This is a genomic window from Cribrihabitans marinus (genome assembly GCF_900109035.1).
Lineage (GTDB): Bacteria > Pseudomonadota > Alphaproteobacteria > Rhodobacterales > Rhodobacteraceae > Cribrihabitans > Cribrihabitans marinus.
Genome location: NZ_FNYD01000002.1, coordinates 57,661 through 84,119, shown reverse-complemented (window position 1 = coordinate 84,119; position 26,459 = coordinate 57,661). Strand labels below are relative to the sequence as shown.

25 protein-coding genes are annotated in these 26,459 nt (G+C 66.7%); 14 read left to right on the top strand and 11 right to left on the bottom strand.

Features of this window, described 5'->3' with window-relative positions; genetic code table 11:
• Positions 1-103 precede the first annotated feature (103 nt).
• The 3 genes from BMX57_RS02895 to miaB form a co-directional block, all read right to left on the bottom strand.
• Positions 104-1,114, bottom strand: a complete 1,011-nt coding sequence (locus BMX57_RS02895) for a PhoH family protein (RefSeq protein ID WP_092362379.1) — start codon at positions 1,112-1,114, stop codon at positions 104-106.
• A gap of 110 nt (positions 1,115-1,224) precedes the next feature.
• Positions 1,225-1,995 (bottom strand): outer membrane protein, encoded by a 771-nt coding sequence (locus tag BMX57_RS02890; RefSeq protein WP_177175369.1) that lies wholly within the window; start codon positions 1,993-1,995, stop codon positions 1,225-1,227.
• A 164-nt stretch (positions 1,996-2,159) separates the two neighbouring features.
• Entirely contained in the window at positions 2,160-3,476 is a 1,317-nt protein-coding gene (gene miaB, locus BMX57_RS02885; protein ID WP_092362375.1) for a tRNA (N6-isopentenyl adenosine(37)-C2)-methylthiotransferase MiaB, read from the bottom strand.
• Between the two features lie 127 nt (positions 3,477-3,603).
• On the opposite strand from miaB, the gene BMX57_RS02880 reads away from it, so the two are divergent.
• A complete protein-coding gene (locus BMX57_RS02880) occupies positions 3,604-4,470 on the top strand; it encodes a hypothetical protein (RefSeq protein ID WP_092362373.1) in 867 nt (288 codons plus the stop codon).
• A gap of 79 nt (positions 4,471-4,549) precedes the next feature.
• Here BMX57_RS02880 and BMX57_RS02875 read toward each other — a convergent pair whose 3' ends face one another.
• Together BMX57_RS02875 and irrA are read right to left on the bottom strand one after the other, a co-directional pair.
• On the bottom strand, positions 4,550-5,347 hold the full coding sequence (locus tag BMX57_RS02875; RefSeq protein WP_092362371.1) for a phytanoyl-CoA dioxygenase family protein: 798 nt from the start codon (positions 5,345-5,347) through the stop codon (positions 4,550-4,552).
• 45 nt (positions 5,348-5,392) lie between these two features.
• Positions 5,393-5,812, bottom strand: coding sequence for an iron response transcriptional regulator IrrA (irrA, locus tag BMX57_RS02870; RefSeq protein WP_092362369.1), 420 nt, complete (start codon positions 5,810-5,812; stop codon positions 5,393-5,395).
• A 326-nt stretch (positions 5,813-6,138) separates the two neighbouring features.
• Between irrA and fabA the strand changes: the two genes are divergently transcribed.
• Genes fabA through BMX57_RS02855 form a run of 3 tightly spaced genes read left to right on the top strand, consistent with a single transcriptional unit; the run spans position 6,139 to position 8,728 of the window.
• The gene (gene fabA / locus BMX57_RS02865; RefSeq protein ID WP_092362367.1) at positions 6,139-6,648 is read left to right on the top strand and encodes a bifunctional 3-hydroxydecanoyl-ACP dehydratase/trans-2-decenoyl-ACP isomerase; all 510 of its coding nucleotides are present in this window, start codon (positions 6,139-6,141) and stop codon (positions 6,646-6,648) included.
• 51 nt (positions 6,649-6,699) lie between these two features.
• A complete protein-coding gene (gene fabB / locus BMX57_RS02860; RefSeq protein ID WP_092362365.1) occupies positions 6,700-7,929 on the top strand; it encodes a beta-ketoacyl-ACP synthase I in 1,230 nt (409 codons plus the stop codon).
• A 7-nt stretch (positions 7,930-7,936) separates the two neighbouring features.
• Positions 7,937-8,728, top strand: coding sequence for an enoyl-ACP reductase FabI (locus BMX57_RS02855; protein WP_092362363.1), 792 nt, complete (start codon positions 7,937-7,939; stop codon positions 8,726-8,728).
• 31 nt (positions 8,729-8,759) lie between these two features.
• On the opposite strand, the gene BMX57_RS02850 is transcribed toward BMX57_RS02855, so the two are convergent.
• Positions 8,760-9,188, bottom strand: coding sequence for an FKBP-type peptidyl-prolyl cis-trans isomerase (locus BMX57_RS02850; RefSeq protein ID WP_092363052.1), 429 nt, complete (start codon positions 9,186-9,188; stop codon positions 8,760-8,762).
• Positions 9,189-9,315: 127 nt separating this feature from the next.
• Here BMX57_RS02850 and BMX57_RS02845 point away from each other — a divergent pair, with 127 nt between their 5' ends.
• The 8 genes from BMX57_RS02845 (at position 9,316) to BMX57_RS02810 (ending at position 16,605) form a co-directional block, all read left to right on the top strand.
• Complete coding sequence (locus tag BMX57_RS02845) at positions 9,316-10,002, top strand: haloacid dehalogenase type II (protein WP_092362361.1); 687 nt, start codon at positions 9,316-9,318, stop codon at positions 10,000-10,002.
• Positions 10,002-10,829 (top strand): alpha/beta fold hydrolase, encoded by an 828-nt coding sequence (locus BMX57_RS02840; protein WP_092362359.1) that lies wholly within the window; start codon positions 10,002-10,004, stop codon positions 10,827-10,829. The genes BMX57_RS02845 and BMX57_RS02840 overlap by 1 nt, the downstream gene beginning before the upstream one ends.
• On the top strand, positions 10,826-11,809 hold the full coding sequence (locus BMX57_RS02835) for a threonine ammonia-lyase (RefSeq protein ID WP_092362357.1): 984 nt from the start codon (positions 10,826-10,828) through the stop codon (positions 11,807-11,809). The genes BMX57_RS02840 and BMX57_RS02835 overlap by 4 nt, the downstream gene beginning before the upstream one ends.
• Positions 11,806-13,002, top strand: coding sequence for an endonuclease/exonuclease/phosphatase family protein (locus BMX57_RS02830; protein WP_092362355.1), 1,197 nt, complete (start codon positions 11,806-11,808; stop codon positions 13,000-13,002). The genes BMX57_RS02835 and BMX57_RS02830 overlap by 4 nt, the downstream gene beginning before the upstream one ends.
• Entirely contained in the window at positions 12,999-13,790 is a 792-nt protein-coding gene (pcaD, locus tag BMX57_RS02825; protein WP_092362353.1) for a 3-oxoadipate enol-lactonase, read from the top strand. The genes BMX57_RS02830 and pcaD overlap by 4 nt, the downstream gene beginning before the upstream one ends.
• 88 nt (positions 13,791-13,878) lie before the next feature.
• Positions 13,879-14,985, top strand: a complete 1,107-nt coding sequence (locus tag BMX57_RS02820; RefSeq protein ID WP_092362351.1) for a Zn-dependent alcohol dehydrogenase — start codon at positions 13,879-13,881, stop codon at positions 14,983-14,985.
• Positions 14,982-16,214, top strand: coding sequence for a mandelate racemase/muconate lactonizing enzyme family protein (locus tag BMX57_RS02815; protein WP_092362349.1), 1,233 nt, complete (start codon positions 14,982-14,984; stop codon positions 16,212-16,214). Before BMX57_RS02820 ends, BMX57_RS02815 begins: the two co-directional genes overlap by 4 nt.
• A 106-nt stretch (positions 16,215-16,320) precedes the next feature.
• Complete coding sequence (locus BMX57_RS02810; protein WP_092363050.1) at positions 16,321-16,605, top strand: ArsR/SmtB family transcription factor; 285 nt, start codon at positions 16,321-16,323, stop codon at positions 16,603-16,605.
• A gap of 11 nt (positions 16,606-16,616) precedes the next feature.
• On the opposite strand, the gene BMX57_RS02805 is transcribed toward BMX57_RS02810, so the two are convergent.
• Both BMX57_RS02805 and BMX57_RS02800 read right to left on the bottom strand, forming a co-directional pair.
• Positions 16,617-17,462, bottom strand: a complete 846-nt coding sequence (locus BMX57_RS02805) for a fumarylacetoacetate hydrolase family protein (protein ID WP_092362347.1) — start codon at positions 17,460-17,462, stop codon at positions 16,617-16,619.
• A gap of 40 nt (positions 17,463-17,502) precedes the next feature.
• A complete protein-coding gene (locus BMX57_RS02800) occupies positions 17,503-20,457 on the bottom strand; it encodes an ABC transporter transmembrane domain-containing protein (protein WP_092362345.1) in 2,955 nt (984 codons plus the stop codon).
• A 282-nt stretch (positions 20,458-20,739) separates the two neighbouring features.
• Here BMX57_RS02800 and BMX57_RS02795 point away from each other — a divergent pair, with 282 nt between their 5' ends.
• Positions 20,740-21,102 carry a DUF3307 domain-containing protein gene (locus tag BMX57_RS02795; protein ID WP_092363048.1) on the top strand — a complete coding sequence of 121 codons (363 nt, stop codon included), beginning with the start codon at positions 20,740-20,742 and terminating at the stop codon, positions 21,100-21,102.
• A gap of 6 nt (positions 21,103-21,108) precedes the next feature.
• Here BMX57_RS02795 and BMX57_RS02790 read toward each other — a convergent pair whose 3' ends face one another.
• Positions 21,109-21,567, bottom strand: a complete 459-nt coding sequence (locus tag BMX57_RS02790; protein ID WP_092362343.1) for an Lrp/AsnC family transcriptional regulator — start codon at positions 21,565-21,567, stop codon at positions 21,109-21,111.
• A gap of 138 nt (positions 21,568-21,705) precedes the next feature.
• Here BMX57_RS02790 and BMX57_RS02785 point away from each other — a divergent pair, with 138 nt between their 5' ends.
• On the top strand, positions 21,706-25,116 hold the full coding sequence (locus BMX57_RS02785; protein WP_092362341.1) for an indolepyruvate ferredoxin oxidoreductase family protein: 3,411 nt from the start codon (positions 21,706-21,708) through the stop codon (positions 25,114-25,116).
• A 4-nt stretch (positions 25,117-25,120) separates the two neighbouring features.
• Here the strand turns inward: BMX57_RS02785 and BMX57_RS02780 are convergent, their stop codons facing one another.
• A complete protein-coding gene (locus tag BMX57_RS02780) occupies positions 25,121-25,750 on the bottom strand; it encodes a glutathione S-transferase family protein (RefSeq protein WP_092362339.1) in 630 nt (209 codons plus the stop codon).
• Positions 25,747-26,262 (bottom strand): class I SAM-dependent methyltransferase, encoded by a 516-nt coding sequence (locus tag BMX57_RS02775; protein WP_092362337.1) that lies wholly within the window; start codon positions 26,260-26,262, stop codon positions 25,747-25,749. Before BMX57_RS02775 ends, BMX57_RS02780 begins: the two co-directional genes overlap by 4 nt.
• Positions 26,263-26,459: the final 197 nt, after the last annotated feature.

Below are 26,459 nucleotides of genomic sequence, written 5' to 3'. Positions count from 1 at the left end.
CTGACAAAGTATCACGTCTGGCTCGAAACAATAGTCAGAGTGCTGGCGAGTGTATTGAACGGCAGCAAAGTCCCGCAAAACCGCCCCTCGGGATCATACCGCCTCAGCCCGCATCGACTTCGTAGGCATCGATGATCGCGGCCACCAGCGGGTGGCGCACCACGTCCTTTGCGGTGAAATAGTTGAACCCGATCCCCGGCACCTTGCTCAGCAGACGCTCGGCGTCGGCCAGCCCGGACGGCACGCCGCGCGGCAGGTCGACCTGGGTGCGGTCGCCGGTGACCACCATGCGCGAGCCCTCGCCCAGACGGGTCAGGAACATCTTCATCTGCATGGTCGTGGCGTTCTGCGCCTCGTCCAGCACGACGAAGGCGTTGGACAGGGTGCGCCCGCGCATGAAGGCAAGCGGCGCGATCTCGATGCGCTTGTCCTCGATCAATTTGGCCAGTTGCTTGCCGGGCAAAAAGTCGTTGAGCGCGTCATAGAGCGGCTGCATGTAGGGATCGACCTTGTCCTTCATGTCGCCGGGCAGATAGCCCAGCTTCTCGCCCGCCTCGACCGCCGGACGGCTGAGGATGATCCGGTCGACCAGCCCGCCGAGGAACATGTTCACCCCGACCGCAACCGCCAGATAGGTCTTGCCGGTGCCGGCCGGGCCGATGCCGAAGGCCAGTTCGTTCTCATAGAGCGACCGGACATAGGCCTTTTGCGCGTCGGTGCGCGGTTCGACCAGTTTTTTGCGGGTCTTGATCTCGACCTTGCCGCCGGTGAACATCTCCAGCTGGTCGCCGTCTCGGGCGCCGGTATCGGTATCGGATCCGCCCATGCGCAGCTCGCGATCCACGTCCTGCGCCTCGACCGCCCGGCCCTCCTGCAGCCGCTCGTAAAGCGCTTCGAGAACGCCGGCGGCCTGGGTCCGCGCCTCGTCGCTGCCAAGGATCGACAGGTGATTGCCGCGGCGGACGATCTGCACGCCCAGCCCGCTTTCGATCTGGACCAGGTGGCGGTCATGCTCGCCGCACAGGTCTATCAGCAAACGATTGTCGGGAAATTCGATCAGGACCTCGGAACCGGTCTGCTCGTCTTGCGGTGGGGTCAGGGCGCCAATGGCCATCCGATCTCCTGTTCTGGACTGTGACCCGAGCGTAGCCAGAGTCACGTCCGGCGTGCAAGCGCCCCCACACAGATTTCACACGGCTGAAACAAACCACGCCTGGAAAACGCTCAGAACCGGTAGCTGAGCCCGAGCCGGAACGTGGTGAATTGCGGCGTGACCTTGGTGGACGACCCGCCGGCATCGCTCAGCACCTGGGATGTCAGGTTGGCGTATTCCAGTCCGACGCCCAGAACAAGGCGCTCGGTTAGCAGGTAATCGACACCGAGGCCCAGCGCGTAACCGTCGGTGTCGAACCCCTGGTCAATCCCTATCGTGTCGCCGCCGGCGGTGCCCGACAGGGCATAGCGAGCGCTGGCGCGGACATAGGCGACGCTGCCATAGAACAGCATCCTGTTGGATTTGTCGGTGATCCCGCTCTTGAGCCGCAGCGACAACACGTCGTCCAGTTCGCTGGACGCGGTATAGGTGCCGTCCGACAGCGAATCCGATATCTCCCCGGTCTCATAGCCCAGTTCGATGCCGTACACGAACTGGCGCAGCGTGGTCGGCACCTGGCGCTGCCAGCGCCAGCCCAGGTGCAGCCCGTAGGTGGCCCCGTTCAGCTCCAGGCTGCCGGGCGACGGCAGTGTGCGCCCGCCCGGGGCGCGATGGCCGACATCGTCGTCGCCGTTGAACGCGTAACCGATCGAACCGCCGGCATAGAACCCGCTCCAGTCATGGGCCGGGCCGCGCGGGGCCACCACGACCGGCTCCTCGAGCGCCTTTTCCGGGCTGCCTGCACGCACCTCCGGCGGTGACCAGATCAGCGCCGCCAGGACCATTGCAATTCCGGCGCCCCGGCGCAGTCTTCGGCAGATCGTCTTCCCCAATTCGACCATGGCTTCCCCCATACATCTGGTGGCATGTGCAACCCAATCCCCAAGATCGGCTGCCTGCGGGCACGCGGTGACAGTAACACCGGCCTAGCCTCGATAGGGGCAAAAACCTAAGAAAAAACGAATTCGGGCGGGATTTCGCACGTTGGGCGCGGTGCCGACCCGCTTCAGATCAACTCCCCGGCGAGGGAATTGGCTCCGGACCCGGTGATCCGCACCCGGCGCAACGCCCCTGATTCGACCGGCCCGGTCACATGGACCGCGTGAAGATAGTCGGATTTGCCGACCATCTGCCCCGGCTGGCGGCCGGGTTTCTCGAACAGCACGCCGACCTCGCGCCCCACCATCGCATCCTGGATGCGCCGCTGGTCCCGGGTGATCAGCGCCTGCAACCGGTGCAGCCGCTCGGTGGCCTCGTCCTCGGGCACCTGCGGCCGCTCGGCTGCGGGCGTACCGGGACGGGTCGAATACTTGAAGGAATAGGCATAGCCATAGCCCACCGCCTCAACCAGATCGAGAGTGGCCTGGAAGTCGGCCTCGGTCTCTTCCGGGAAGCCCACGATGAAATCGCCCGACATCAGGATGTCGGGGCGCGCCGCGCGGATCCGCTCGATCAGGCGCAGGTAGCTCTCGGCGGTGTGGCTGCGGTTCATCCGCTTGAGGATGCGGTCGCTGCCCGACTGCACCGGCAGGTGCAGATAGGGCATCAGCTTGGCGCAGTCCCCATGCGCCTCGATCAGGTCATCGGTCATGTCGTTGGGATGGCTGGTGGTAAAGCGGATGCGCTCCAGCCCGTCGATCTTGTCCAGCTGCCAGATCAGCTGCGCCAGGGTCGTCTCGCCCTCCGGCCCGGCCCCGTGATAGGCGTTCACGTTCTGGCCCAGCAGGGTGATCTCGCGCACCCCGCGCTCCACCAGGTCGCGCGCCTCGGCCAGAACCCGATCCACCGGGCGGCTGACCTCGGCCCCGCGGGTGTAAGGAACAACGCAGAAGGCGCAGAACTTGTCGCAGCCCTCCTGCACCGTCAGGAACGCCGTCGGTCCGCGCTTGGCCTTGGGCCGCGACTTCAGACGCTCGAACTTGTCCTCTTCGGGGAAATCGGTGTCCAGCGCCTTTTCGCCCGATCGTGCCTTCGCCTCCATCTCGGGCAGACGGTGATAGCTCTGCGGGCCGACCACCAGATCGACCAGCGGCTGCCGGCGCATGATCTCTTCGCCCTCGGCCTGCGCGACGCAGCCGGCGACGCCGATCTTCAGATCCGGCTTCTCCGCCTTCAGCCCCTTGAACCGTCCCAACTCGGAATAGACCTTCTCCGCCGCCTTCTCGCGGATATGGCAAGTATTGAGCAGGATCATGTCGGCATCGTCGGGCGACTGGGTTTCGACATAGCCCTGCCCGCCCAGCGCCTCGGCCATGCGTTCGCTGTCATAGACATTCATCTGACAGCCATAGGTCTTGATATAAAGCTTCTTGCGGTCGGACATCGGGCACGGGCCTCGTTGGGGTCGGCGGGGTCGGCGCATCGCAATACCGGCTTCGCGGTCCGCTTGCAATGCACGGGCATTTAACCGAATCTGTGGGCAATTGCCACACAGGCAGACAGGCGCCTTCATGGACTATTCATCGCTCGACCACTTTCTCAAGACGGCACCCGCGGTCCTGGCCAAGGGGCCGGTGGCGATGATCTTCGCCGAGGATGACGTGGAACTGTCCACCACCCTGCGCCATCATCTGCAATGCGGGTTTTCCTCGGTGCTGGCGCTTATGCCCGATGCCTTCCTGCTGCCGTCCGATGTCGGCACGCGCGTCCACCGGATCCCCTTCGACTGCGGCCCGCGCGGGGCGGTATTCGACGCGGTCAACCGCATCGGTGCGGCGGCGCCGGGGGTCTGGATGTATTACTGCTACAACGCGGAATACCTGTTCTACCCGTTCTGCGAATCCCGCTCGGTGGGCGAAATGCTGGCCTTCCACACCGAGGAACGGCGCGATGCCATGCTGACCTATGTCATCGACCTCTATGCCGACGACCTGTGGTCGGAAACCAACGCGGTGTCGCTGGACGACGCCTACCTGGACCGCTCGGGTTATTACGCGCAGTCGCGCAAGGATCCGGTGACCGGCGAGCCGCGCGAGCGGCAGCTGGATTTCTTCGGCGGCGTGCGCTGGCGTTATGAGGAGCACATCCCGAAGGACAGCCGCCGGATCGACCGGATCGCGCTGTTCCGGGCCAAGCCCGGGCTGACGCTGCTTCCCGATCACACGTTCGACGACCAGGAATACAACACCTATGCCTGCCCCTGGCACCACAACCTGACCGCGGCAATCTGCTCGTTCCGCACCGCCAAGGCGCTCAAGCGAAATCCCGGATCGACCTTCGAGATCGACAGCTTCCGCTGGCACAATTCGACACCTTTCGAATGGCATTCGCGGCAATTGCTGGACCTGGGCCTGATGGAACCGGGTCAGTGGTTCTGACCCCGCCACTTCCTCTTGCCTGAAATATCCTGGGGGGAATGCGGCGCAGCCGCAGGGGGGCAAAGCCCCCACACCGCCCCTACCGCTGCAACAGCACCGGGAACCAGTCCTCGCGCAGCCGCTGGCCCGGCACCATGTCGTGGCCCGGAAACGGCGGCGAGGTCGGACCCGGCCGCTCGACATAGCGCGCGTCGTCGCCCACCAGGCGCAGGGAAAAGGCCCTGCGGCGCCGGTCGCTGCTGTTGCCGCGCGCGCCATGCAACGTGCGGAAGTCGAACGCCACCGCGTCACCGGGTTCCATCTCGAACTCGACGATCCGCATGCCCTCGGCCTCGGGGTCCGGCACCGGGATATATTGCCCCTCGTCGGCAAAGAAACCTTCCTCGGACACCCAGCGCGTCGGCAGCACCTCCCTCTCCCACCGGTGCGAGCCGGCGACACAGCGCAGCGACGCTTCGCGCACCGGGTCGAGCGGGGACCAGAAACTGACCGTCTGCCGGCCCTCGACGAAGTAGTAGGGGCCGTCCTGGTGCCAGGGTGTCGGCATCGAAGTGCCGGGTTCCTTGACCAACACATGATCGTGGAACATCTGCACGATCCGCGATCCCATCAGGTCGGCGGCCACCTCGGCGGCGGGAGAGGTCTCGATCACGTCGCAGAACTCGGGGATCCGGGTCCAGTTGCAGTAATCGTCGAAGAACAGCCCGGTCTGGCCCGCCTTCTCGTTGTTGGACGCATAAGGCCCCGGCGCCGCCATGTTGGCGGCCACGCCCGCCCGCAAGGTCTCGACGTGATCGGCAAACAGCCCGCGCACCAGGACAACGCCATCGCGGCGAAACGTCTCGATATCGGTCTCCGAGATCAGGGGATGCGGCATGGCGCGACCTTGCTTGGGAATTGCAGGCGTCAGGTGTGACGGGGTTCAGCCCTTGCGGCGCAGGCGGATCACCACATCGACCGAGGCGATCTCGGCCCCCGGCGGCGCGTCCGGCAGGCTCTGGATCACCAGCTCCTCCGAGGGCGCGTCCGACAGCCGCCCCTCGTCCTCCCAGAAGAAATGCGGGTGGTCGTGGGTGTTGGTGTCGAAATAGCTCTTCGATCCATCGACGGTGATTTCCTGAAGGATGCCGGCATCGCAGAAGGCCCGCAGCGTGTTGTAGACCGTGGCAAGCGACACCGTGGCCCCCCGGGTCCGCGCAGCGTCGAACAGGCTTTCGGCGGTCACGTGACGGTCGCGCCCGTCGCCGACCAGAAGCTCGGCCAGCGCGACACGCTGCCGCGTCGGGCGCAGGCCGGCATTGGCGAGCCAATCGGTCGCGATCTCAAGGCTGTTGGGCAACATGGCTGACACTCACCTTCCGTTCTCAGGAATATAGGGGCGACCGCCCCCCGGTTTCAAATGAAAATCACTCGCAGGTGCAAACCCGCCTCGCCGAAATACCGGCCTTCAAGCGCCTTATCGGGCCAATCTGGCATAAGGATGGCACAGGATTCGACACGCTGAGGCCGGGCCCGGCCGCCGCCCCCACGTTTCCGGCCGCCAGCCTCCCGAAGCCCCCCAACCGCGCCGCGCGCACGTCGTTTCGTCGCCGCGACAGGCTTGATGGGTCCTTGGCCGGGTGCTAGGGGGAGATAACGGAATATTGCAAATTGAAAGGGTCGACCCGCATGGCCGACTATCCCACCAGCTTCGATCGCGACGATCTGCTGAAATGCGCCCGCGGCGAGCTCTTCGGGCCCGGAAACGCACAATTGCCCGAACCGCCGATGCTGATGATGGACCGCATCACCGATGTCAGCGCGGATGGCGGGGCGCATGGCAAGGGCCATATCATCGCCGAATTCGACATCCGCCCCGACCTGTGGTTCTTCGAATGCCATTTCCCCGGCAACCCGATCATGCCGGGCTGTCTGGGCCTGGACGGGCTGTGGCAGCTGACCGGCTTCAACCTGGGCTGGCGCGGCTGGCAGGGGCGCGGCTATGCGCTGGGCGTGGGCGAGGTCAAGCTGACCGGCATGGTGCGGCCCGACCGCAAGATGCTGACCTATCACGTGGATTTCACCAAGGCCGTGCAGACCCGCCGGCTGACCATGGGCGTGGCCGATGGCCGCGTCGAAGCCGATGGCGAGGTCATCTATCAGGTCAAGGACATGAAGGTTGCGCTGTCGGAAAGCTGAAAACCGGCTGAAGACCGGGCACCAGGGAACGGAATTCTAGGGAGACCGCATATGCGTCGCGTCGTCGTCACCGGATTGGGGATCGTCTCCTCCATCGGGAACAATGCAGACGAGGTTCTGGCCTCGCTCAAGGCCGGGCGTTCGGGCATCGAGGCCAGCGCCGAAATGGCCGAACACGGCTTCCGCAGCCGGATCGCCGGAACGCTCAAGATCGACCCCAAGGACCACGTGGACAAGCGCGCCCTGCGCTTCATGGGTCCGGGCGCGGCCTATGCCCATATCGCGATGGGCCAGGCGATCGCCGATGCCGGGCTCGAGGAAGGCGATATCGTCAATCCGCGCACCGGGCTTGTCGCCGGCTCGGGCGGGCCGTCGACCAGCGCCATGCTGAGCGCGCACCAGACGGTGCTGAAATCCGGCTCGACCAAGCGCATCGGGCCGTTCGCGGTGCCGAAATGCATGTGCTCGACCATCAGCGCCAACCTCAGCACCGCCTACAGAATCAAGGGCATCAACTATTCGATCACCTCGGCCTGTTCGACCTCGCTGCATTGTATCGGCAACGCGGCCGAGCAGATCATGCTGGGCAAGCAAGACGTGATGTTCGCCGGCGGCGGCGAGGAGCTGGACTGGACGCTCAGCTGCCTGTTCGACGCGATGGGGGCTATGTCGTCGAAATACAACGACACGCCGGAACGCGCCAGCCGCGCCTTCGATGCTGACCGCGACGGGTTCGTGATTTCGGGCGGCGGCGGGATGCTGGTTCTGGAAGAGCTGGAACACGCCAGGGCCCGCGGGGCGAAGATCTATGCCGAGGTGACGGGCTATGCCGCCACCAGCGACGGGCACGACATGGTGGCCCCCTCCGGCGAGGGCGGCGAGCGCGCCATGCGGCTGGCCATGTCCACCCTGCCCGAGGGGCGCCGCGTCGGCTATATCAACGCGCATGGCACCTCGACGCCCGTGGGCGACGTGGGCGAGGTCGAGGCGGTGCGCCGGGTCTTCGAGGGGCAGGACCAGCCGCCGATCAGTTCCACCAAGTCGATGACCGGCCACGCCCAGGGCGCCGCCGGCGCGCTCGAGGCGATTTTCTCGCTGCTGATGCTCGAGCATGACTTCATCACGCCCTCGATCAATGTCGAAACGCTGGATCCGGCTCTGAACCCCGCCGAGATCGCCACCGAAACGCGCGAAAACGCGGGCCTGGACAGCGTGATGACCAACAGCTTCGGCTTCGGCGGCACCAACGGGTCGATGATCCTGTCGAAATACAACGGATAACAAGAACATGTCGAACACACTCAAGGGCAAACGCGGTCTCATCATGGGCGTCGCCAATGACCGCTCGATTGCCTGGGGCATCGCCCGTGCCATGCACGAGGCCGGCGCCGAGCTGGCCTTCACCTACCAGGGCGAGGCGTTCGGCAAACGGCTGGAGCCGCTGGCGGCCGGCATCGGCAGCGATTTCATGATCGATGCGGATGTCACCGATGACGCGTCGCTCGACCGTGCCTTCGGCGAGCTGGCCGCGCGCTGGCCGACGATCGACTTCGTCGTTCATGCCATCGCCTATTCCGACAAGTCCGAACTGACCGGCCGGTTCCTCAACACCAGCCGGGCGAATTTCAAGAATTCGATGGATATCTCGGCCTATTCCTTCATCGAGGTGGCCCGCCGCGCGCATCCGATGATGACCGAGAACGGCGGCACGCTGCTGACGCTGACCTATCAGGGCAGCAACCGGGTGGTTCCGAATTACAACGTGATGGGCGTGGCCAAGGCGGCGCTGGAATCCACCACGCGCTACCTGGCCAACGACCTGGGCCCCGAGGGCATCCGCGTGAACGCCATCTCGCCCGGCCCGATGCGCACACTGGCCGGCGCGGCCATCGGCGGCGCGCGCAAGACCTACAAGTTCACCGAGCACAACTCGCCCCTGCGGGCGAATGCCACGCTCGAGGCGGTGGGCGGCACGGCGGTCTACCTGGCCTCGGACGCAGGCGCCTGCACCACCGGCGAGATCATCCACGTCGATGGCGGTTTCCACGTCGTCGGCATGCCGCAGCCCGAGGCGATGTGACGGGCTGCGGCCGGGCAGCCGGATCGGCCGTTCAGTCGATCGACACCAGTTCGATATCGAAGATCAGGTCCTGACCCGCCAGCGGGTGGTTGGCGTCCAGGGTTACCGTGGCCTCGTCTACCTCGACCACCGTGACCGGCACGGCCTGGCCGTCGGGCGACTGCATCTGCAGGCGCGAGCCGATCTCGAGCGGGATCTCGTCGGGAATACCCTCGCGCGGGACGGCCTGACGCGCCTCGGGATTGACAGGGCCATAGGCCTCCTGGCACTCGACCTCGACGCGCTTCTTGTCGCCCACTTCCATTCCCGGCATCGCGGCGTCGAGACCGGGGATGATTTGACCGGACCCCACCTCGAAGGCCAGCGGATCCCGGCCTTCGGACGAGTCGAAGGTCTGGCCGTCGCGCAGCGTTCCAGTGTAGTGAATGGCGACGGTGTCGCCGCTTTTTACTTCGGTCATGAATTCTCCGTTGCGGTTTGCTTTGAACAAGGCCCCAACGTAATAGCTGTGTTCGCGATGTAAACCGGCGGACCTTTCGCAGCCCGCGTCGCTGTGCCAGTCTGCGCGCGAACAGAGGGGCCGGGCCATGCCGATCACCACCTGCATCTTCGACGCCTACGGCACGCTTTTCGACGTGGCCGCCGCCGCGCGGCAGGCCGCGGCGGAACCCGAACATGCCGATTTGGCCGACAGCTGGCCCGCGCTGGCCGAACGCTGGCGGCTCAAGCAGTTGCAATACACCTGGCTGCGCGCCATCACCGGGGCGCATGCCGATTTCTGGCAGGTGACGCAGGACGGGCTGGACTGGGCGCTCGAGGCCTGCGGGCTGGATGGCGATGCCGCCTTGCGCCAGAGGCTCCTGGACCTCTACTGGGAACTGTCGGCCTATCCCGAAGTGCCGGAGATGCTGCGCAGTCTTAAAGCCACCGGGCATCAAACCGCGATCCTGTCGAACGGATCGCCCGAGATGCTTCGCGCGGCAGTGGACTCCGCCAGGCTGGGCGATCTTCTGGACGACGTGCTGTCGGTGGAAAGCGTCGGCATCTTCAAGCCCGACGCGCGGGTCTATGACCTGGTTGGCCAACGCTTCGGCTGCATGCGCGCGCAGGTGCTCTTTGTCAGCTCCAACGGCTGGGACGCCGCATCGGCGGCCGGCTACGGCTTCGTCACGGCCTGGGTCAACCGCGCGCAAGAGCCGATGGACCGCTTGCCGGCGCAGCCCGCCCATGTACTCTCGGACCTGACCGCCATCCCCGATCTTGCAGGACGCTGATGCCCCATTTCACAACCTCCGACGGAAAACGGCTGTATTACGAGGACCGGGGCGAAGGCCGCCCGCTGATCTGCCTGGCCGGCCTGACCCGCAATTGCCGGGACTTCTCGTTCCTTGCGCCGCATCTGGACGAGCTGCGGATGATCGCCATGGACTATCGCGGGCGCGGACGGTCGGACCACGACCCGGACTTCACCAATTACAACATCGTGCAGGAATCGCGTGACGTGATCGACCTGATCGACCATCTGGAGCTTGACCGGGTGGCGGTTCTGGGAACCTCGCGCGGCGGGCTGATCGCAATGACGCTGGCCACTTCGGATGCCGAGCGGCTGGACGCCGTGATCCTCAACGATATCGGTCCGGTGGTCGCGCCCGGCGGGCTGGAGCGGATCATGGGTTACGTCGGCCTTCCACCGGCCGCGCGGACGCTGGACGAGATGGCCGAGACGCTCAAGGCGGCAATGGAAGAGGAGTTTCCAGGCGTGCCGCTGGAACGGTGGCGGGAGCAGGCCTCCTTTCAGTTCGAGGAAACCGCGGATGGCCTGGCGCTGCGCTATGACGCGCGGCTGCGCGATGCGCTTCTGGCCCAGGCCGAGGCCGGCCCCGCGCCCGATCTCTGGCCGCTCTTCGAGGCGCTCAGCCCCCTGCCCACGGGCGTGATCCGGGGCGCCAACTCGGACCTTCTGACGGCCGAAACCCTGGCCGAGATGCAGGCCCGCCGGCCCAGCCTGATCGCCGCCGAAGTGCCGGCGCGCGGCCATGTGCCGTTCCTCGACGAGCCCGAGGCGCTGGACGTGATCCGCCGCGTGCTGGACGCCCCATGACCAGCCTCGCCATGATCGAGGCCGCGGCGCACCGGCTGTCGGGCCAGGCCGTGCGAACCCCGCTCCTGTCCTCGCCGTTTCTCGACCGCATCGCCGGGCGGCGGGTTCTGGTCAAACCCGAATGCCTGCAACACACCGGCAGCTTCAAGTTCCGCGGCGCGTGGTCGGCGGTCTCGGCGCTGGCTCCGGAGGTTCGGGCGCGCGGCGTCATCGCCTATTCCTCGGGCAACCACGCGCAGGGCGTGGCACTGGCGGCGGCGCGGCACGGAATCGCGGCGGTGATCGTGATGCCCTCGGACGCGCCCGAGGTGAAGATCGCCAACACCCGCGCGCTGGGCGGTGAGGTCGTGCTTTATGACCGTGCCCGCGAAAGCCGCGAAGAAATCGGCGCGGCACTGGCCGCCGAACGCGGCCTGACCCTGATCCGGCCCTATGACGAGCCGCAGGTGATCGCGGGACAGGGCACCGTGGGGCTGGAGATCGCCGAACAGGCCGCCGAGGCCGGTGTCACCCGGGGCGACGTACTGATCTGCTGCGGCGGCGGCGGGCTGAGCTCGGGCATTGCGCTGGCGCTGGAGGCCCATGCCCCCGACCTGCGCCCCCGCCCCTGCGAGCCCGAGGGCTTCGACGACGTGAAACGCTCGCTGGCAGCGGGGCAGATCAGCCGCAACACCGCCGAATCCGGCAATATCTGCGATGCCATCCTGACCCCTCAGCCGGGCGAGATCACCTTCCCGATCCTGCACCGCCTCTGTGGCCCCGGGCTTGCCGTCACCGAGGATGAGGCGATGCGCGCGATGGCGCTGGCCTTTGCGCGATTGCGCATCGTGCTGGAACCCGGCGGCGCGGTGGCGCTGGCTGCCGCCCTCTTTCGCCCCGAAGAGATCGACGGCGATGCGGTGATCGTGGTGGCCTCGGGCGGCAATGTCGATGCCGGCCTCTTCCGCACGGCGCTCGACCGGTTCGGAGCGGAAACATGACCCGGTTCTCCATCGCCTCGTTCAACGTCAAGAACCTGATCGGCCCGGATCAGGAATACTATGAATTCCAGCGTTACACGCCCGAGGAATACGCCTGGAAACAGGATTGGCTGGCCGACCAGCTCTTGACGCTGGACGCCGATGTCGTCGGCTTCCAGGAAATTTTCGACGAGGCGCCGTTGCACGAGCTGGTCGCCGAGGCGGACCGGCGCGGGATCGCGGCCAACGAGGCGGCCGTCCCCGACCCCTCGAAACGCTATCACCGCAAGGCGATCTTTCGAAAAATCGCCTTTGGCGGCTATGCCGGGGCCGACCTGGCCTTTGCGCCCAATGCCAATGACGGCGCGCCCGGGCAGCGCCGGCCGGGCCTGGCGATCCTGTCGCGCAACGGGTTCGACGGCCCGCCCGAAGTCATCCAGGCGCTGACCGAGCCGCTGGTCATCCCGATGGCCGCGCTGGGCGGCGAGGCGGGGGCCGGGCAATACGTGCTGCACCGTCTGTCGCGCCCGATCCTCAAGGTGCGGGTTCCGGTCGGTGGCCGGATCGTGACCGTCTTCAACTGCCACCTCAAGTCCAAGCTGGGCGAGTTCATCACGCCCGAAGGTGCCGAGTTCGCGCCCGAGGAGGTGCTGACCGCCTATGACCCTGCCGGTCGCGCCATGGGCAGCCTGCGCGCCGCGATCCGGCGCATGGCCGAGGCGTGGCTGCTCAGGCGCGAGATCCTGGCCGAGCTGGACCGCGGCCACCCGGTGATGGTGCTGGGCGATTTCAACGACGGCGAACATGCGGTCAGCTCCGAGATCATCTCGGGCGAGGTGCCGTTCCGCAACTACTCCTGGATGCTGCGCCACGACGCGCGGGCCCCGAACGACCGCTACAGCAAGGAAGAGAACGAGCAGATCACCGAGGCGGTGGACCGCGTGCGACTGCGCTCGGCCGAAAAGACGTTCGTGCGCAAATCGCTGCGCGACATGGTCTATACTGCGGCCTTCGGCGGGGTGTTTGAGAGCATCGACCAGATCTTTTTCTCGCGCCATTTCGACCCCGAATGGGACAAGGCCATCGGCGAGATGGAGTATTTCAGCGTCTTCAACGACCACCTGACCGATGGCAGCCACCCCGAGGCACCCTATAACAAGCTGGCCTCGGATCACGGGCAGATCATGGCGCATATGCGCCTGTTCGAGCCATGAGCGCGATTGCCGATCTGGGCGACATCAGACTGCATTACCGGCTGGACGGCCCCGCGGACGGCCCACCACTGGTCTTCGCCAACGCGCTGGGCACCGATCTGCGCATCTGGGACGCGGTTGTGGCGCGCCTGCCCGACAGCCTGCGCGTGGTCCGCTACGACATGCGCGGGCACGGGCTGTCCGCCTGCCCGAACGGTCCCTATTCGATGGGCGCGCTGGTGCACGATGCCGAGGCGCTGCTGGATCACCTGGAGATCCGCGAGGCGGTGTTCGTGGGCCTCTCGATCGGCGGCATGGTCGCGCAGGGGCTGGCGGTCAAGCGGCTGGAGCTGACCCGCGCGCTGGTCCTGTCCAACACCGCCGCCAAGATCGGTACGCCGGAGATCTGGGCCGAACGGATGGACGCGGTGCGCAAGGGCGGCATCGCGGCGCTGGCCGATGCCACGATGGAGCGGTGGTTCTCCCGCGACTACCGCGCCACGCCCGATGTCGCGCTGTGGCGCAACATGCTGACCCGGCAGCCTGTCGAGGGCTATCTCGGCTGCATGGCAGCGATCTCGGGCACCGATTTTTACACGCCCACCAGCGGCCTGCGCCTGCCCACGCTGGGCATCGCCGGATCCGAGGACGGCTCCACCCCGCCCGACCTGGTGCGCGAGACCGTCGAGTTGATCCCCGGCGCGCAATTCCACCTGATGCGCCGCGCGGGCCACCTGCCCTGCCTCGAGCGACCGGCGGGTTACGCCGAGATCCTGACCGGCTTCCTGCGCCGGATCGGGCATATCTGAGACCCGGCCGCGACACCGGGATGACGGTTTTTGCCTTGCGGCCCGAAACCCGCCGGTCCACCGTGACCGGAACGAAACGGGAGGACGCATGACGACAATCAGGGCCGCCGTGTGCCGCGAGTTCGGCGCACCGCTGGAGATCGAAAAGGTCGAACTGGCCGCGCCGGGGCTGGGCGAGGTCGAGGTGACGCTGGATGCCTGCGCGATCTGCCATTCCGACATTTCCTATGCCGAAGGCGCGTGGGGCGGGTTCCTGCCGGCCGTCTACGGGCACGAGGCGGCGGGGGTCATTACTGCCACCGGGCCCGGCGTCCAGGGGGTCGCGCCCGGCGACGCGGTTGTGGTCACGCTGATCCGCGCCTGCGGCAACTGCTCCAGCTGCGCCGGCGGACGACCGGTGATCTGCGAGACGCCGCGCGACAACACTGCCGGGCCGCTGACGACTTCGGATGGCGGCAAGCTGGAGCAGGCGATGGCCTGCGGAGCCTTTGCCGAGCGCGTCGTCGTGCATGAGCGCCAGATCGTGAAGATCCCGGACGAGATGTCGCGCGCCGCCGCCTGCCTGCTGTCCTGCGGCGTGATCACCGGCGTCGGCGCGGCGGTCAACGCCGCCGGCCTGCGCCCCGGTCAGGACGTGGTGGTGATCGGCGCGGGCGGGGTCGGCCTCAACGCCATTCAAGGCGCGCGCATCGCGGGCGCCCGCCGCATCGTCGCGGTGGACATGACCGAGGACAAGCTGGCCATCGCCCGCGACTTCGGCGCCACGCATGGCGTGCTGGCAACCCTGGACGCCCCGTGGAAGGCCGCGTGGAAGGCGCTGGGCGGGCGCGGCGCCGACGCGGTGCTGATCACCGTCGGCGCGATCCCGGCCTATGAACAGGCGCCGCGCTACCTGGCGCCGGGCGGCACGGCGGTGATGATCGGGATGCCGCATACCGGGGCCGAGGCGCGCTATGAGCCGGTGATCCTGGCCGCGCTGGGGCAGGGCATGGTCGGCTCCAAGATGGGCGACGTGGTGATCCAGCGCGACATCCCCTGGATGATCGACCTCTACCAGCAGGGCCGGTTGAAGCTGGACGAGTTGATCTCGGCCCGCTGGCCGCTGGAGCGGATCAACGAGGCGATCGCCGACACCCGGACCGGCAGCGCCAAGCGCAACGTGATCGTGTTCGACCGGGCCGGAGCGGACGCATGAAACTCACCGATCTCGACATCATCGTGACCGAACCGCCGGCTCCGGGCTGGGGCGGGCGCTACTGGATCCTGGTCAAGCTGGGCACCGATACCGGCCTCACCGGCTGGGGCGAATGCTATGCCGCCTCGGTCGGCCCCGAGGCGATGCGCCACGTGATCGCCGACGTGTTCACCCGGCATATGGAGGGAAAAAACCCCGAGGACATCGAGCTGATGTTCCGCCGCGCCTATTCCAGCGGCTTCACCCAGCGCCCGGACCTGACGGTGATGGGCGCGTTCTCGGGGCTGGAAATCGCCTGCTGGGACATCCTGGGCAAGGACCGCGACCGCCCGGTTCACGCGCTGATCGGCGGCCGGATGAACGAACGCATCCGCGCCTATACCTATATCTATCCCCTGCCCCACCACGGCCTGCCGGAGTTCTGGATCTCGCCCGATATGGCCGCCGAATCCGCCGCTGATTGCGTTGCGCGCGGCTATACGGCGGTCAAGTTCGACCCCGCCGGCCCCTACACGATGCGCGGTGGCCATATGCCGGCCATGAGCGACATTTCGATGTCGGTCGAATTCTGCCGCGCGATCCGCAACGCCGTTGGTGACCGGGCCGACCTGCTGTTCGGAACGCACGGGCAGTTCTCGACCGGCGGCGCGATCCGGCTTGCGCGGGCAATCGAGCCGTTCGACCCGCTGTGGTTCGAGGAACCCGTGCCGCCGGACAACATTCCAGAGATGGCCCGGGTGGCGCGCGCCACCACGATCCCGGTGGCCACCGGGGAACGGCTCACCACCAAGGCGGAGTTCGCCGAGATCCTGCGCAGCGGCGCGGCGACGATCCTGCAACCGGCACTGGGCCGCGCCGGCGGGATCTGGGAGATGAAGAAAGTGGCCGCCCTGGCTGAGGCGCACAACGCGCAGATGGCCCCGCATCTCTATGCCGGACCGGTGGAATGGGCCGCGAATATCCAACTGGCCGCGTCAATCCCCAACATCCTCATGGCCGAGACCATCGAGACGCCGTTCCACAACGCGCTGATCAAGGGATCGATCCGGGTCGAGGACGGGTTCATCACCCCGCCCCGGACGGCGGGCCTGGGCATCGAGATCGACGAGGACCTGGCCCGCGCCCACCCTTATACCGGCGACGGGCTGCATCTGCAGATGCAGGATGCGCCGTGCGACTATGTCGACGGCAACGTGTTCGCCGGCGGGGCGCCCCCCAAGGAGGGGTGACATCGGGCGCGCGCTTGAGGCAATATGCCGCCACCCGAATGTCCAGGACCGCGAACCAGTGACCGTACAGCCCAAACCGGCCCTGTCGGCCGATGCGCCCGACGACATGGCCGAGAACGCCCGCGACGCCGCCGGCTATCTCAAGACGCTGGCCCATGAGGGCCGGCTGATGATCCTGTGCCACCTCTGCGCCGGCGAGAAATCGGTCAGCGAGCTCGAGGGCTTGTTGGGCACCCGCCAGGCCGCGGTCAGCCAGATGCTGGCGCGCCTGCGCGAAGAAGGGCTGGTCAGTACGCGGCGCGACGGCAAGACGATCTACTACTCACTGTCGGACGGACGCACCGAACAGGTGATCGGCCTGCTCTATTCGCTGTTCTGCGAAAAGGGCTGAAGCGACCGGCCTCAGCCGTCGCTGCGCACTGTCTGCACCATTTCACCAAGGCCGGAGATGGCCGTGCGCAGCACGTCGCCGGGTTTCAGAAACACCGGCGGCTTGCGCCCGCCGCCGACACCGGCCGGCGTGCCGGTGGCGATCACGTCGCCGGGATGCAGCGTCATCAGCTGGCTCAGATGCGAGACGATCCGGGGCAGCGAAAAGATCATGTTCGCCGAGTTGCCATGCTGCATCCGGTCGCCATTCACCTCGCAGGTCAGTTCCAGCGCATGCGGGTCGGCCACCTCGTCCCGGGTCACCAGCCAGGGGCCCATCGGGCCGAAACTGTCGCAGGATTTGCCCTTGGTCCACTGACCGCCCAGCCGCATCTGGAAATCCCGCTCGGAGACATCGTTGAGCACGCAGAACCCCGCCACATGCGACATCGCTTCGTCTTCGCTCACGTATTTCGCGGCGGTTCCGATCACAATCCCCAGCTCGACCTCCCAATCGGTGGTCGAGGCGCCGCGTGGCTGCACGATATCGTCATTGGGACCGGAGATCGCGGATGTGGCCTTCAGGAAGACCACCGGATGTTCCGGATGCTCCATGCCCAGCTCCGCGGCGTGGTCGCTGTAATTGAGGCCGATGCACACATACTTGCCGACGCCGCCGATGCAGGGCGCCAGATCCGGGGCTCCGTCCACCTTGGGCAGGGTGTCGGGATCCAGCGCGGCCAGGCGCCCGAGCGATTGCGGCGACAGCGCCGCACCGTCCAGATCATCGACGTGATCCGACAGGTCGCGGACCTGCCCGTCACCGTCCAGCAGACCCGGGCGGATCCGTCCGCCATCCCGATAGCGCAGCAGCTTCATCTCATGTCCTTTCCGTCAAAGCGCGGCCGATCCCGACCGCCTAGCTCGAAACATAGCCCGCCACGACCTGCAACAGCTTGAACGCGGTCGCAGCGTCGTTCTCGACCACGGCCAGGAACTCCTCCTCGCCGATACGCAGGCAGGTGATGTCACTTTCCGCAACCATGCTCAACGCGCGCGGCTCCTTGCGGATCAGCCCCAATTCGCCCACCAGCCGGCCGGGTCCGACCATGGCAATCAACTCGTCTTCGGCCCCCTCATGCGGCAGATAGAGCCCGGCCTCGCCTTCGATCATCATATAGGCGCCGTCGGTCGGCTCGTCGTCCTTGAGAAAGACCGTCTCGCCGGCCTCGGCCTCGAACCAGCGCGCCCCGAAGGCCAGCAGCCGCAATTGCCGGCGGTCCAGCCCAGAGAATAGCGGCGTCTGCTCCAACGCGCGCAGCTTGCGCGCCAGGTCGGCCGAGGCCGCGCCGTCGGTCTCCTCGGTCTCGGGCATCTTGTCGCTGACGATCCGGCCCTGGCGGATCTCGATGAACCGGTCGAAGACGTCGGGCGTGCGGAACGTGTCATCGAGATAGATCATGGTCGTCTCGGGCAGCAGCTTGCGCAGGTTCTTGAACAGCGACACCTGCGTCTCCATACCGAAGCTGGCCAGTGCCTTGTCCAGAATCAGGATGTCGGGCTTCTTGATGGTCGCGCGGGTAAAGGCCAGCGGCTCGGCAAAGATCGCCGGCAGGTTCTGCCCGCCCAGCGCAACCGGGATGTCATAAATCAGCTCGATCACCCGCGGGCGCGCGCCGTTCTCGGCCAGAACCTCGGCCACGACCCGGCGCAGCTCGTCCGCACGCGCGCCGCCGGTGGCGCTGATCTTGCCGAACAGCGCATTCTCCAGAACCGACAGGCCCGGCGTGAACTTCTCGGGATCCAGCGGCGAGAACACCTCGTCCAGGCACCCCAGCAGCGCCGAGGCATGGCTGTGCCGCAACTCGAGTATCCGGTCCATCAATTCGTCCGAGAAGGCCGGCCCGATCTGTTCGGCGGAGATCCGGAAGGGTACCACAAGCAGGCTGGCCAGCTCGTCATCGCTCAATGCCGCGCCATCCTTGCGGGTCCGCTCGACCAGCGACACGGCCGTCTCATAGCTTTCGCGCTCCAGCCCCAGCTTGTGGAACAGCGGATGGTCGGTGCCGTCCAGCCCGAAGATCCGGCGCAGCATCTCGATCACGTCTTCGGTCAGCCGCACAAGGGTTTTGTCCAGGCCCAGCTGTCGCAATTGCGCCAGGAACTCGGTCTGGGCGGCCAGCACCTCTTGCGTGAAGGGCGCCCGCGGCATGGCAAACAGCAGGTTCTCAGCCACCGGCAGCGCCGGGTTGTAACTGTCGGCGTCGAAGAAATAGGCCTGCCCGTCCAGCCCCACCCGCGTCACCGCCTCGTGCACCTTGGGCCGCAGTTCGACCAGCTTGGCGGCCAGCTCGGGATGCGCCTCGGGGTCCAGCCGCTGCTCCAGCCCGCGCTTGAACAGGGCTGCGCAGGACCCCATCGCCTCGACCAGCTTGAGCCACCAGTCCCGCAGCTCGTCGGCGCTGGCGAAATCCGACAACCCCGGATCCAACCAGTCGGCGTCGATGGGATCGGCGCTGTTGCCGGCGCGCTGTGCCTCGGCATGAGCGTCGACATCGCCCGGATCGCCCCGCGGCTCATAGCGCAGCGGCATCATGACGTTGTCGCCGAAACTGCCCTGAAACAGCACCGGGCGCGACGTGGCATGCCCGATCCGCGAAGCCACTGCCGCCTGGTGCAGGCTGGCCAGGTCATGGCCATCGATCGACACCTTGCCGCTGGAGGGCAGCACCTCGCGGGTCAGCAGGGCCGCGATGGCCTGGCGGTCCTCTTCGCTGGGGGCGGCGATTCCGATGCTGCCGCCGCCGGGCAGCGTCGCGCTCAGATCATCGAGGATGTTGTTGCCATCCGCGTCGCGCACAGTGACGTTGTCGAGCACGATGTCACCGGCCAGGCGGGGGCGTTCCTTGGGGGTTCCGCTCAGCAGTTTCTCGTCGACGATGCCCGCTGGGGCGAACCGGTCGAGGATGACCTCCCAGCGCAGCGACATGTCCTGGGTCTGGTTGTAATAGGTCAGCAGCTCCTTCCACGGTGAGCTCAGGTCCTTGTAGGCGGCCAGCGCCGCGACCAGCGCCCCCAGCGAGACCGAACCCTGCAGCACCAGGTAGCCGCCGACCGAATAGAACAGGAAGGGCGTCAGCTGCGAGATGAAGTTGTTGAGGAACTTCATGAAGAATTTCTTCTGGTAGATCTGGAACCGGATCCCGAACAGGCGGCCCAGCTGGCTGGTCACCAGCGCCATCCGGTAGCGCCAGCCACCATTGCCGCGCAGGGTCGAGGCGCCCGCCGCGCTCTCGCCGATCTGCGCGGCCAGCACGCGCACCTCCTGGATGCGCTTCTTGTTCAGCAGGTTGATCTGGCGTTGCAGCTTGGGGATCAGCCAGGCCTGCAACGGGATCAGGGCCACCGCCGCCAGCCCGAACCACACGCTTTGCAGGAACAGGAAGGCCAGGATCGTGAGCATCTGCCCGGCCTGCAGCACCGGTTGGCTGATCGCATCGCCCATCAACCCGCCCATCGGCTCGCTCTCGGCGGTGATCATCGACACCAGTTCGCCCTGGCTGACACGCTCGAAATAGGGCTGGGGAAAGCGCAGGACACGGCCAATCAGCTGGTAGCGGAATCGGCGCAGCATCCGTTCGCTCAACACGCCCTTCATCGTGTTGATGCGCATCTTGAGCAGACCATGCGCCAGAACCGCCAGCAAAAAGGCGCCGCACAGGATGCCCAGATAGGTGACCTGATCGAAGGCCATTCCGAAGACTTCGATGGTGGAACTGGCCGCGCCGATCGCGTCGTTGATGATCCGCTTGGGCAACTCGAGCGTCAGGTAAAGCAGCGGAAACAGGCACGACGTGACTGCCAGCAGGATCAACTGGTCGCGCTTGGAGTATTTCCAGATGAACCGGAACAGAGTGCGTTCTATTGGACCAATCTCCGACCCTGGCCGATCCCGGCTGCCCCAGGGGCAACGGCTGCAGGCAATACGGCGCCCAGCCTAAACCGCCCGGCAGCACAGGCGCAATCGGAATTGCCCCGCCGATCCGGGCGCTTGTGTGAACCAGTTCATTTGCACTCGCCACATCCTGTGCCTAAGCTGACCCGTGGCCTGTTTCTCGGGAGGATACGCGTGCCTCAATTGATCGGCGATGTCCTGATGCTGCTGGTGTTGTTCCAGGCAAAGCACATGTTTGCCGACTATTTCCTGCAGACGCCGAAGATGCTGTCGGGACGCGGCGAATACGCGCATCTGGGTCGCGCCCAGCACGCCGCGGTGCATTCCCTCGGATCCGTCATCGCCTTTTTGCTGATCGGATCGCCGCCGGTCTTCATCCTGATCACGGTCGCGCTGGAATGGGTGGTGCATTTCCACATCGACTATTTCAAGGCGCATTATTCCGACCGCAACGAACTGCGCCCGGACCAGGCCGCGTTCTGGCGCGCCGCCGGGCTGGACCAGTGCCTGCACCAGCTGACCTATATCGTCATGACCTGGGCCTGGGTCGTCTACGCCTCCTGAAACCCGCTAGCCGGTTACTGGCCCGTTCCGCTTGACCGTGCGCAGCACCACGTTGGTCTGCGCGCTGTCCACCGCCGACAGGCGGAACAGGAACCGTTCGAGAAAGTCGTTATAGGCCGCCAGGTCGCGGGTTAGGACCCGCAGGTGATAATCCGCTTGCCCCGTTGTGGCATAGCATTCCTGCACCGCCGCGCTCGCCTCGACCGCGCTGATGAATTCGACGATCTTGTCCGGATCATGCCGCGTCAGATGGACATGCACGATGGCCTCGAAACCCAGCCCCATCGCCGCGGGATCGACCACCGCGCCGTAGCGCTCGATCACGCCGCCCTCCTCCAGCGCCCGCACCCGGCGCCACAGGGCCGAGGCCGACATGCCCACGGCGACGGCCAGGTCGGCATTCGAGATCCGGCTGTCCTTTTGCAGCAGGGTCACGATGCGGCGGTCACGATCATCCAGGTCCAAGCGAAAATCCGTTTCGTTGATTCGGCGCTCTGTGGTCAGTTTATTCGATGAAGGGCCGAAATGAAGTCGGAACTGGCATGATCTTTCGCCCCGCCGGCGGTATCCTTCCGCCTCGGCCGAATTCAACAGGAGACGCGGATGACCCAGCACGTTCCCAGCCTGCGCACCTACCAGCTCGAAGACCGCTATGCCCTGACCGAGGGTCGGGTGTTCCTGACCGGCACCCAGGCCCTGGCGCGGATCATGATGGACCAGGCGCGGCGCGACAGGGCGGCGGGGCTGAACACGGCCGGGTTCGTCTCGGGTTATCGCGGCTCGCCGCTGGGCGCGCTGGACCTGGAGCTGTGGCGCGCGCGCGAGCGGCTGAAAGAGGACCGCATCACCTTCATGCCCGCCGTGAACGAGGATCTGGGCGCCACTGCCGTTCTGGGCGCGCAGCAGGCGTCGCTGAACCCCGGCTGCGAGGTCGAGGGCGTGTTTTCCATGTGGTATGGCAAGGGGCCGGGCGTCGACCGGTCCGGCGATGCGCTGAAACACGGCAACGCCTATGGCAGCGCCCCAAAGGGCGGGGTTCTGGTGGTGGCCGGCGACGATCACGGCTGTGTCTCCTCCTCGATGCCGCACCAGTCCGACGTGGCCTTCATGGCGTGGTTCATGCCCACGCTGAACCCTGCCTCGGTCGAGGAATACCTGGAATACGGCGAATACGGGCTGGCCCTGTCGCGCTATTCCGGCACCTGGGTCGGGTTCAAGGCGGTCAGCGAGACGGTCGAAAGCGCGCGGTCGGTCGATCTGCGCTCCGACCGGGTGTTCGAATTGCCCGAGATCGACCTGCCCACCGGCGGGCTGCATGTGCGCAGCGCCGACCTGCCCTCGCCCGAGATCGAGACCCGCATCCAGCACAAGCTGCGCGCCGTGCGCGCCTTTGCCGAGGCCAACCCGATCGACCGGGCCATCTATGGCCTGGACAATGCCCGTTTCGGCTTTGTCACCACCGGCAAGGCGCATCTCGACCTGATGGAGGCGCTGCGGCTTCTGGGTCTGGACGAGGCGAAATGCCGTGAGCTGGGCATCGACATCTACAAGATCGGCATGGTCTGGCCCCTGGCCCGCCGCAATGCCCTGCGCTTCGTCAAGGGCAAGGCCGAGGTGCTGGTCGTCGAGGAGAAGCGCGGCATCATCGAAAGCCAGTTCAAGGAGTATTTCTATGACTGGCCCGGCGACAAGCCGCACAAGATGGTCGGCAAATACGACAGCCACGGCGAGCCGCTGATCCCCTGGACCGGCGAGTTGAGCCCGCGCCTGCTGGCCCCGATCGTGGCCGCCCGGCTCGACGGGTTCTTTCCCGAGGAAGGCTTGCCCGCCAAGGCCCGCGCGCTGACCGACACGCCGCCGCAGCTTGTCAATGTCGAGGGCGCCACCCGCACGCCCTATTTCTGCTCGGGCTGTCCGCACAACACCTCGACCAAGGTGCCCGAGGGTTCGGTCGCGGCCAGCGGCATCGGCTGCCACGTGATGGCGTCGTGGATGAACCGCAACACGGTCGGCTACGCCCAGATGGGCGGCGAGGGTGTGCCGCATGTGGCCGCCAGCAAGTTCACCGGCGGCAAGCACATCTTCCAGAATCTCGGTGAGGGCACCTGGTATCATTCCGGGTCGCTGGCGATCCGGCAGGCGGTCGCCGCCGGCACCAACATCACCTACAAGATCCTTTACAACGACGCGGTGGCGATGACTGGCGGTCAGCCGGTGGACGGTCCGGTCAGCGTGGTCGGCATCGCTCAGGCCTGCCGCGCCGAGGGGGTCGAGCGCATCGCGCTGGCCAGCGACGACATCGGCAAGTTCGACCGTGGCGATTTCCCCGCCGGCACCTCTTTTCACGATCGCGCCGACCTGATGCCGCTGCAGCGCGAGCTGCGCGAGGTGCCCGGCGTCAGCGTGCTGATCTACGAACAGACCTGCGCCACCGAGAAACGCCGCCGCCGCAAGCGGGGCACGATGGAGGATCCCGACCGCTTCGTCTGGATCAACGACCTGGTCTGCGAGGGCTGCGGCGATTGCTCGGTCGAGTCGAACTGCCTGAGCGTCGAGCCGCGCGAAACCCCGCTGGGACGCAAGCGCAAGATCAACCTCAGCTCCTGCAACAAGGACTATTCCTGCCTGAACGGTTTCTGCCCCAGCTTCGTCACCGTCGAGGGCGGAAAGCGGCGCAAGCGCAGCGCCGACCTGGAGATTGCCACGCTGGAGAAGGGCCTGCCCGCACCGGACCTGCCCGCTCTGGACCGACCGTTCGACCTGCTGGTCACGGGGGTCGGCGGCACCGGCGTGGTGACCGTCGGCGCGCTGATCACCATGGCGGCGCATCTGGAGGGCAAGGGAAGCTCGGTGCTCGACTTCACCGGCTTCGCACAGAAATTCGGCACCGTGCTCAGCTATATCCGCCTGGCCGACGCGCCCGAGGCGTTGAACCAGGTCCGCACCGACCAGGCGTCGGCCGACGCGGTGATCGGCTGCGACGTGGTGGTCAGTTCCGCGCCCAAGGCCAGCGCGCATTACCGGCGCGGCAGCCGGGTGGTCCTGAACCGCGCCGAGATGCCCACCGGCGACCTGGTGCTGCGCCGGGACGCGCAGCTCAGGGTGGATGCCCGCGACGACGCCATCGCCCAGGCGGTCGGCGCCGAGAATGTCAGCGGGTTTGACGCCAACGCCGCGGCCGAGACCCTGCTGGGCGATGCCGTCTTTGCCAACGTGATGATGCTGGGCTTCGCCTGGCAGAAAGGGCTGGTTCCGGTATCCGGCGTCGCCCTGGGGCAGGCCATCCTGCTGAACGGGGTCGCGGTCGAGAAGAACCGGCTGGCCTTTGCCATCGGGCGCTGCATGGCGGCCGATCCGGATCGGCTGGACGGGTATCGCGACCCGGAACCGCAGGTCGAAACGCTGGAACAGATGATCGCGCGCCGGACCGAGTTCCTGACCGGCTATCAGGACGCGGATTATGCCCGCCGCTACACGGACCGGCTGTCAGGGCTGCGCTCGGCCCTGCCCGACGCCTCCGAGGCGCTGCATCGCGCGGCGGCGTGCAACCTGTTCAAGCTGATGGCCTACAAGGACGAGTTCGAGGTGGCCCGGCTGATGACCGGTGACGCCTTTGCCAGGGAACTGTCGGACACGTTCGAGGGCGACGTGACAGTGAAATACCACATGGCGCCGCCCTTGCTGAACTGGCGGCGCGATGCGCGCGGGCGGCCCGGCAAGCGCCAGTTCGGCCCGTGGCTGCGCCCGGTCCTGGGCGGTCTGTCGCGGCTCAAGGGGTTGCGCGGGTCCGCCCTCAACCCCTTCGGGTACCACGAGGAGGCGCGGATGCACCGCGATCTGCTGAGTTGGTACGAGGGTCTGCTGGATCGGGCACAGGCGGACTGGACGCCCGCGCAGGATGACCGGTGGACAGAGATCCTCGCCGCGGCCGACGAGATCCGCGGCTACGGCCCGGTACGCAGCCAGGCCGCGCAGAAGGTACGCGCCGAGGTAGACGGCAAGCTGGTGGGATAAACGCTCAGAGCGCGGCGGCGGGTCGGGCCCGCACCCGCGCATACCATTCCTGCGTGGCGGTGTGGCCTTCTGGGATGGTGGCGCGGATCACCCGTGCGAACTCGACAAAAACAAAGGCGGTAATGTCGGGCAGCGTGAAACTGTCCCCCGCCAGGTAGCGGCTCTCGCGCAGCCGCGCCTCCAGCAGGTCCCAGAACAGGGCGACGCGGCGGCGGCCGCGCTCGGCCAGCGCCGGGATCTGCTCGAATTCCACGGGTCCGGGCAAGGCCCGACCCGCCAGCGCGGGGCTGGAATTGCGCAGCGCCTCGGCAATGGGTTGGCCGCCCTGCTGCTCGACGAGGGCATTCCACATCAGGACCAGCCCCTTTTCCTCGGGCGTGGTGCCCATCAGAGGCGGCTCGGGGCAGCGCGCTTCGAGATAGGCGGCGATCCCGAGATTCTCGGTCAGCGCCACGCCATCGTCGGTGACAAGCACCGGCACGGTGCCGCGCGGGTTCACGCGCAGGAACTCCGGCTGCAGGTGTGCGCCGTCAGCGATCGACACTTCCCGGGTCTCGATGTCCAGCCCCTTCTCGGCGATCAGGATCCGGGCCCGGCGCGGGCTGGGAGCGGTGGCGCAATCGTAGAAGATCATGCGCCCTCACCGCCCGGCCGACGGTAGACGAAACACCGCCCCGGCACCGCGCCGGGTGGCAGCGGCTGCTCCTCCAGCGCATCGAAATACATCCGGTCGCTCGACACCATCAGCCCGCCCGGCGCCAGCAACAGCTCGATCAGGGGCGAGACGAGCCGCGCGAAGGCGTCGTTCTTGTCCCGGTTGTGGCCGCCCAGATCCGCGTGGATCAGGGTCGCGGTCGGGCCGAAGCGGTCGCGCGCCGCCGGCAGGGTTTCACGCACGTCGCCCAGGATCGTCCGCGCCTCGGGCGGGGTGGAATCGGGATGCGCGGCCACCGCACGCTCGAACACGTAGATGTCGCGCCCGTCGATGCGGCTTCGCATGTGGTGATAGGTCCGCCCGTTGCCCAGCCCCAGCTCGAACACAGGACCGGGCATTCCCGCCGTCTCGGCAATGGCGTGGTCCAGGCAGGCGCGCTGCGACACCATCCTGTCGATGAAAAGATCGAGGCGGCTCTGTCCCTCGCCCATGGTCGGCCCTCCCGGCGCTTGTGCCCGACCCTGATGCCAAATCGGCGGGCAAATGTGTAGCCATGCGCTGAGCGGATTGGCGGAAACGTGAGGGCACGGCGCAATTTCGGGTTTGACTAGCCGAGACCCATCAAGCGAAAGTGATCCCGAGACCGAGGGGATGGTGAGACCGGATGAGCGACAGCAGCCTGACAGAC

Bases quoted from the DNA above. Each gene is read 5' to 3' on its own strand.
- BMX57_RS02895 (WP_092362379.1), bottom strand. From the start codon at position 1,114: ATGGCCATTGGCGCCCTGACCCCACCGCAAGACGAGCAGACCGGTTCC.
- BMX57_RS02890 (WP_177175369.1), bottom strand. From the start codon at position 1,995: ATGGTCGAATTGGGGAAGACGATCTGCCGAAGACTGCGCCGGGGCGCC.
- miaB (WP_092362375.1), bottom strand. From the start codon at position 3,476: ATGTCCGACCGCAAGAAGCTTTATATCAAGACCTATGGCTGTCAGATG.
- BMX57_RS02880 (WP_092362373.1), top strand. From the start codon at position 3,604: ATGGACTATTCATCGCTCGACCACTTTCTCAAGACGGCACCCGCGGTC.
- BMX57_RS02875 (WP_092362371.1), bottom strand. From the start codon at position 5,347: ATGCCGCATCCCCTGATCTCGGAGACCGATATCGAGACGTTTCGCCGC.
- irrA (WP_092362369.1), bottom strand. From the start codon at position 5,812: ATGTTGCCCAACAGCCTTGAGATCGCGACCGATTGGCTCGCCAATGCC.
- fabA (WP_092362367.1), top strand. From the start codon at position 6,139: ATGGCCGACTATCCCACCAGCTTCGATCGCGACGATCTGCTGAAATGC.
- fabB (WP_092362365.1), top strand. From the start codon at position 6,700: ATGCGTCGCGTCGTCGTCACCGGATTGGGGATCGTCTCCTCCATCGGG.
- BMX57_RS02855 (WP_092362363.1), top strand. From the start codon at position 7,937: ATGTCGAACACACTCAAGGGCAAACGCGGTCTCATCATGGGCGTCGCC.
- BMX57_RS02850 (WP_092363052.1), bottom strand. From the start codon at position 9,188: ATGACCGAAGTAAAAAGCGGCGACACCGTCGCCATTCACTACACTGGA.
- BMX57_RS02845 (WP_092362361.1), top strand. From the start codon at position 9,316: ATGCCGATCACCACCTGCATCTTCGACGCCTACGGCACGCTTTTCGAC.
- BMX57_RS02840 (WP_092362359.1), top strand. From the start codon at position 10,002: ATGCCCCATTTCACAACCTCCGACGGAAAACGGCTGTATTACGAGGAC.
- BMX57_RS02835 (WP_092362357.1), top strand. From the start codon at position 10,826: ATGACCAGCCTCGCCATGATCGAGGCCGCGGCGCACCGGCTGTCGGGC.
- BMX57_RS02830 (WP_092362355.1), top strand. From the start codon at position 11,806: ATGACCCGGTTCTCCATCGCCTCGTTCAACGTCAAGAACCTGATCGGC.
- pcaD (WP_092362353.1), top strand. From the start codon at position 12,999: ATGAGCGCGATTGCCGATCTGGGCGACATCAGACTGCATTACCGGCTG.
- BMX57_RS02820 (WP_092362351.1), top strand. From the start codon at position 13,879: ATGACGACAATCAGGGCCGCCGTGTGCCGCGAGTTCGGCGCACCGCTG.
- BMX57_RS02815 (WP_092362349.1), top strand. From the start codon at position 14,982: ATGAAACTCACCGATCTCGACATCATCGTGACCGAACCGCCGGCTCCG.
- BMX57_RS02810 (WP_092363050.1), top strand. From the start codon at position 16,321: ATGGCCGAGAACGCCCGCGACGCCGCCGGCTATCTCAAGACGCTGGCC.
- BMX57_RS02805 (WP_092362347.1), bottom strand. From the start codon at position 17,462: ATGAAGCTGCTGCGCTATCGGGATGGCGGACGGATCCGCCCGGGTCTG.
- BMX57_RS02795 (WP_092363048.1), top strand. From the start codon at position 20,740: ATGCTGCTGGTGTTGTTCCAGGCAAAGCACATGTTTGCCGACTATTTC.
- BMX57_RS02785 (WP_092362341.1), top strand. From the start codon at position 21,706: ATGACCCAGCACGTTCCCAGCCTGCGCACCTACCAGCTCGAAGACCGC.
- BMX57_RS02780 (WP_092362339.1), bottom strand. From the start codon at position 25,750: ATGATCTTCTACGATTGCGCCACCGCTCCCAGCCCGCGCCGGGCCCGG.
- BMX57_RS02775 (WP_092362337.1), bottom strand. From the start codon at position 26,262: ATGGGCGAGGGACAGAGCCGCCTCGATCTTTTCATCGACAGGATGGTG.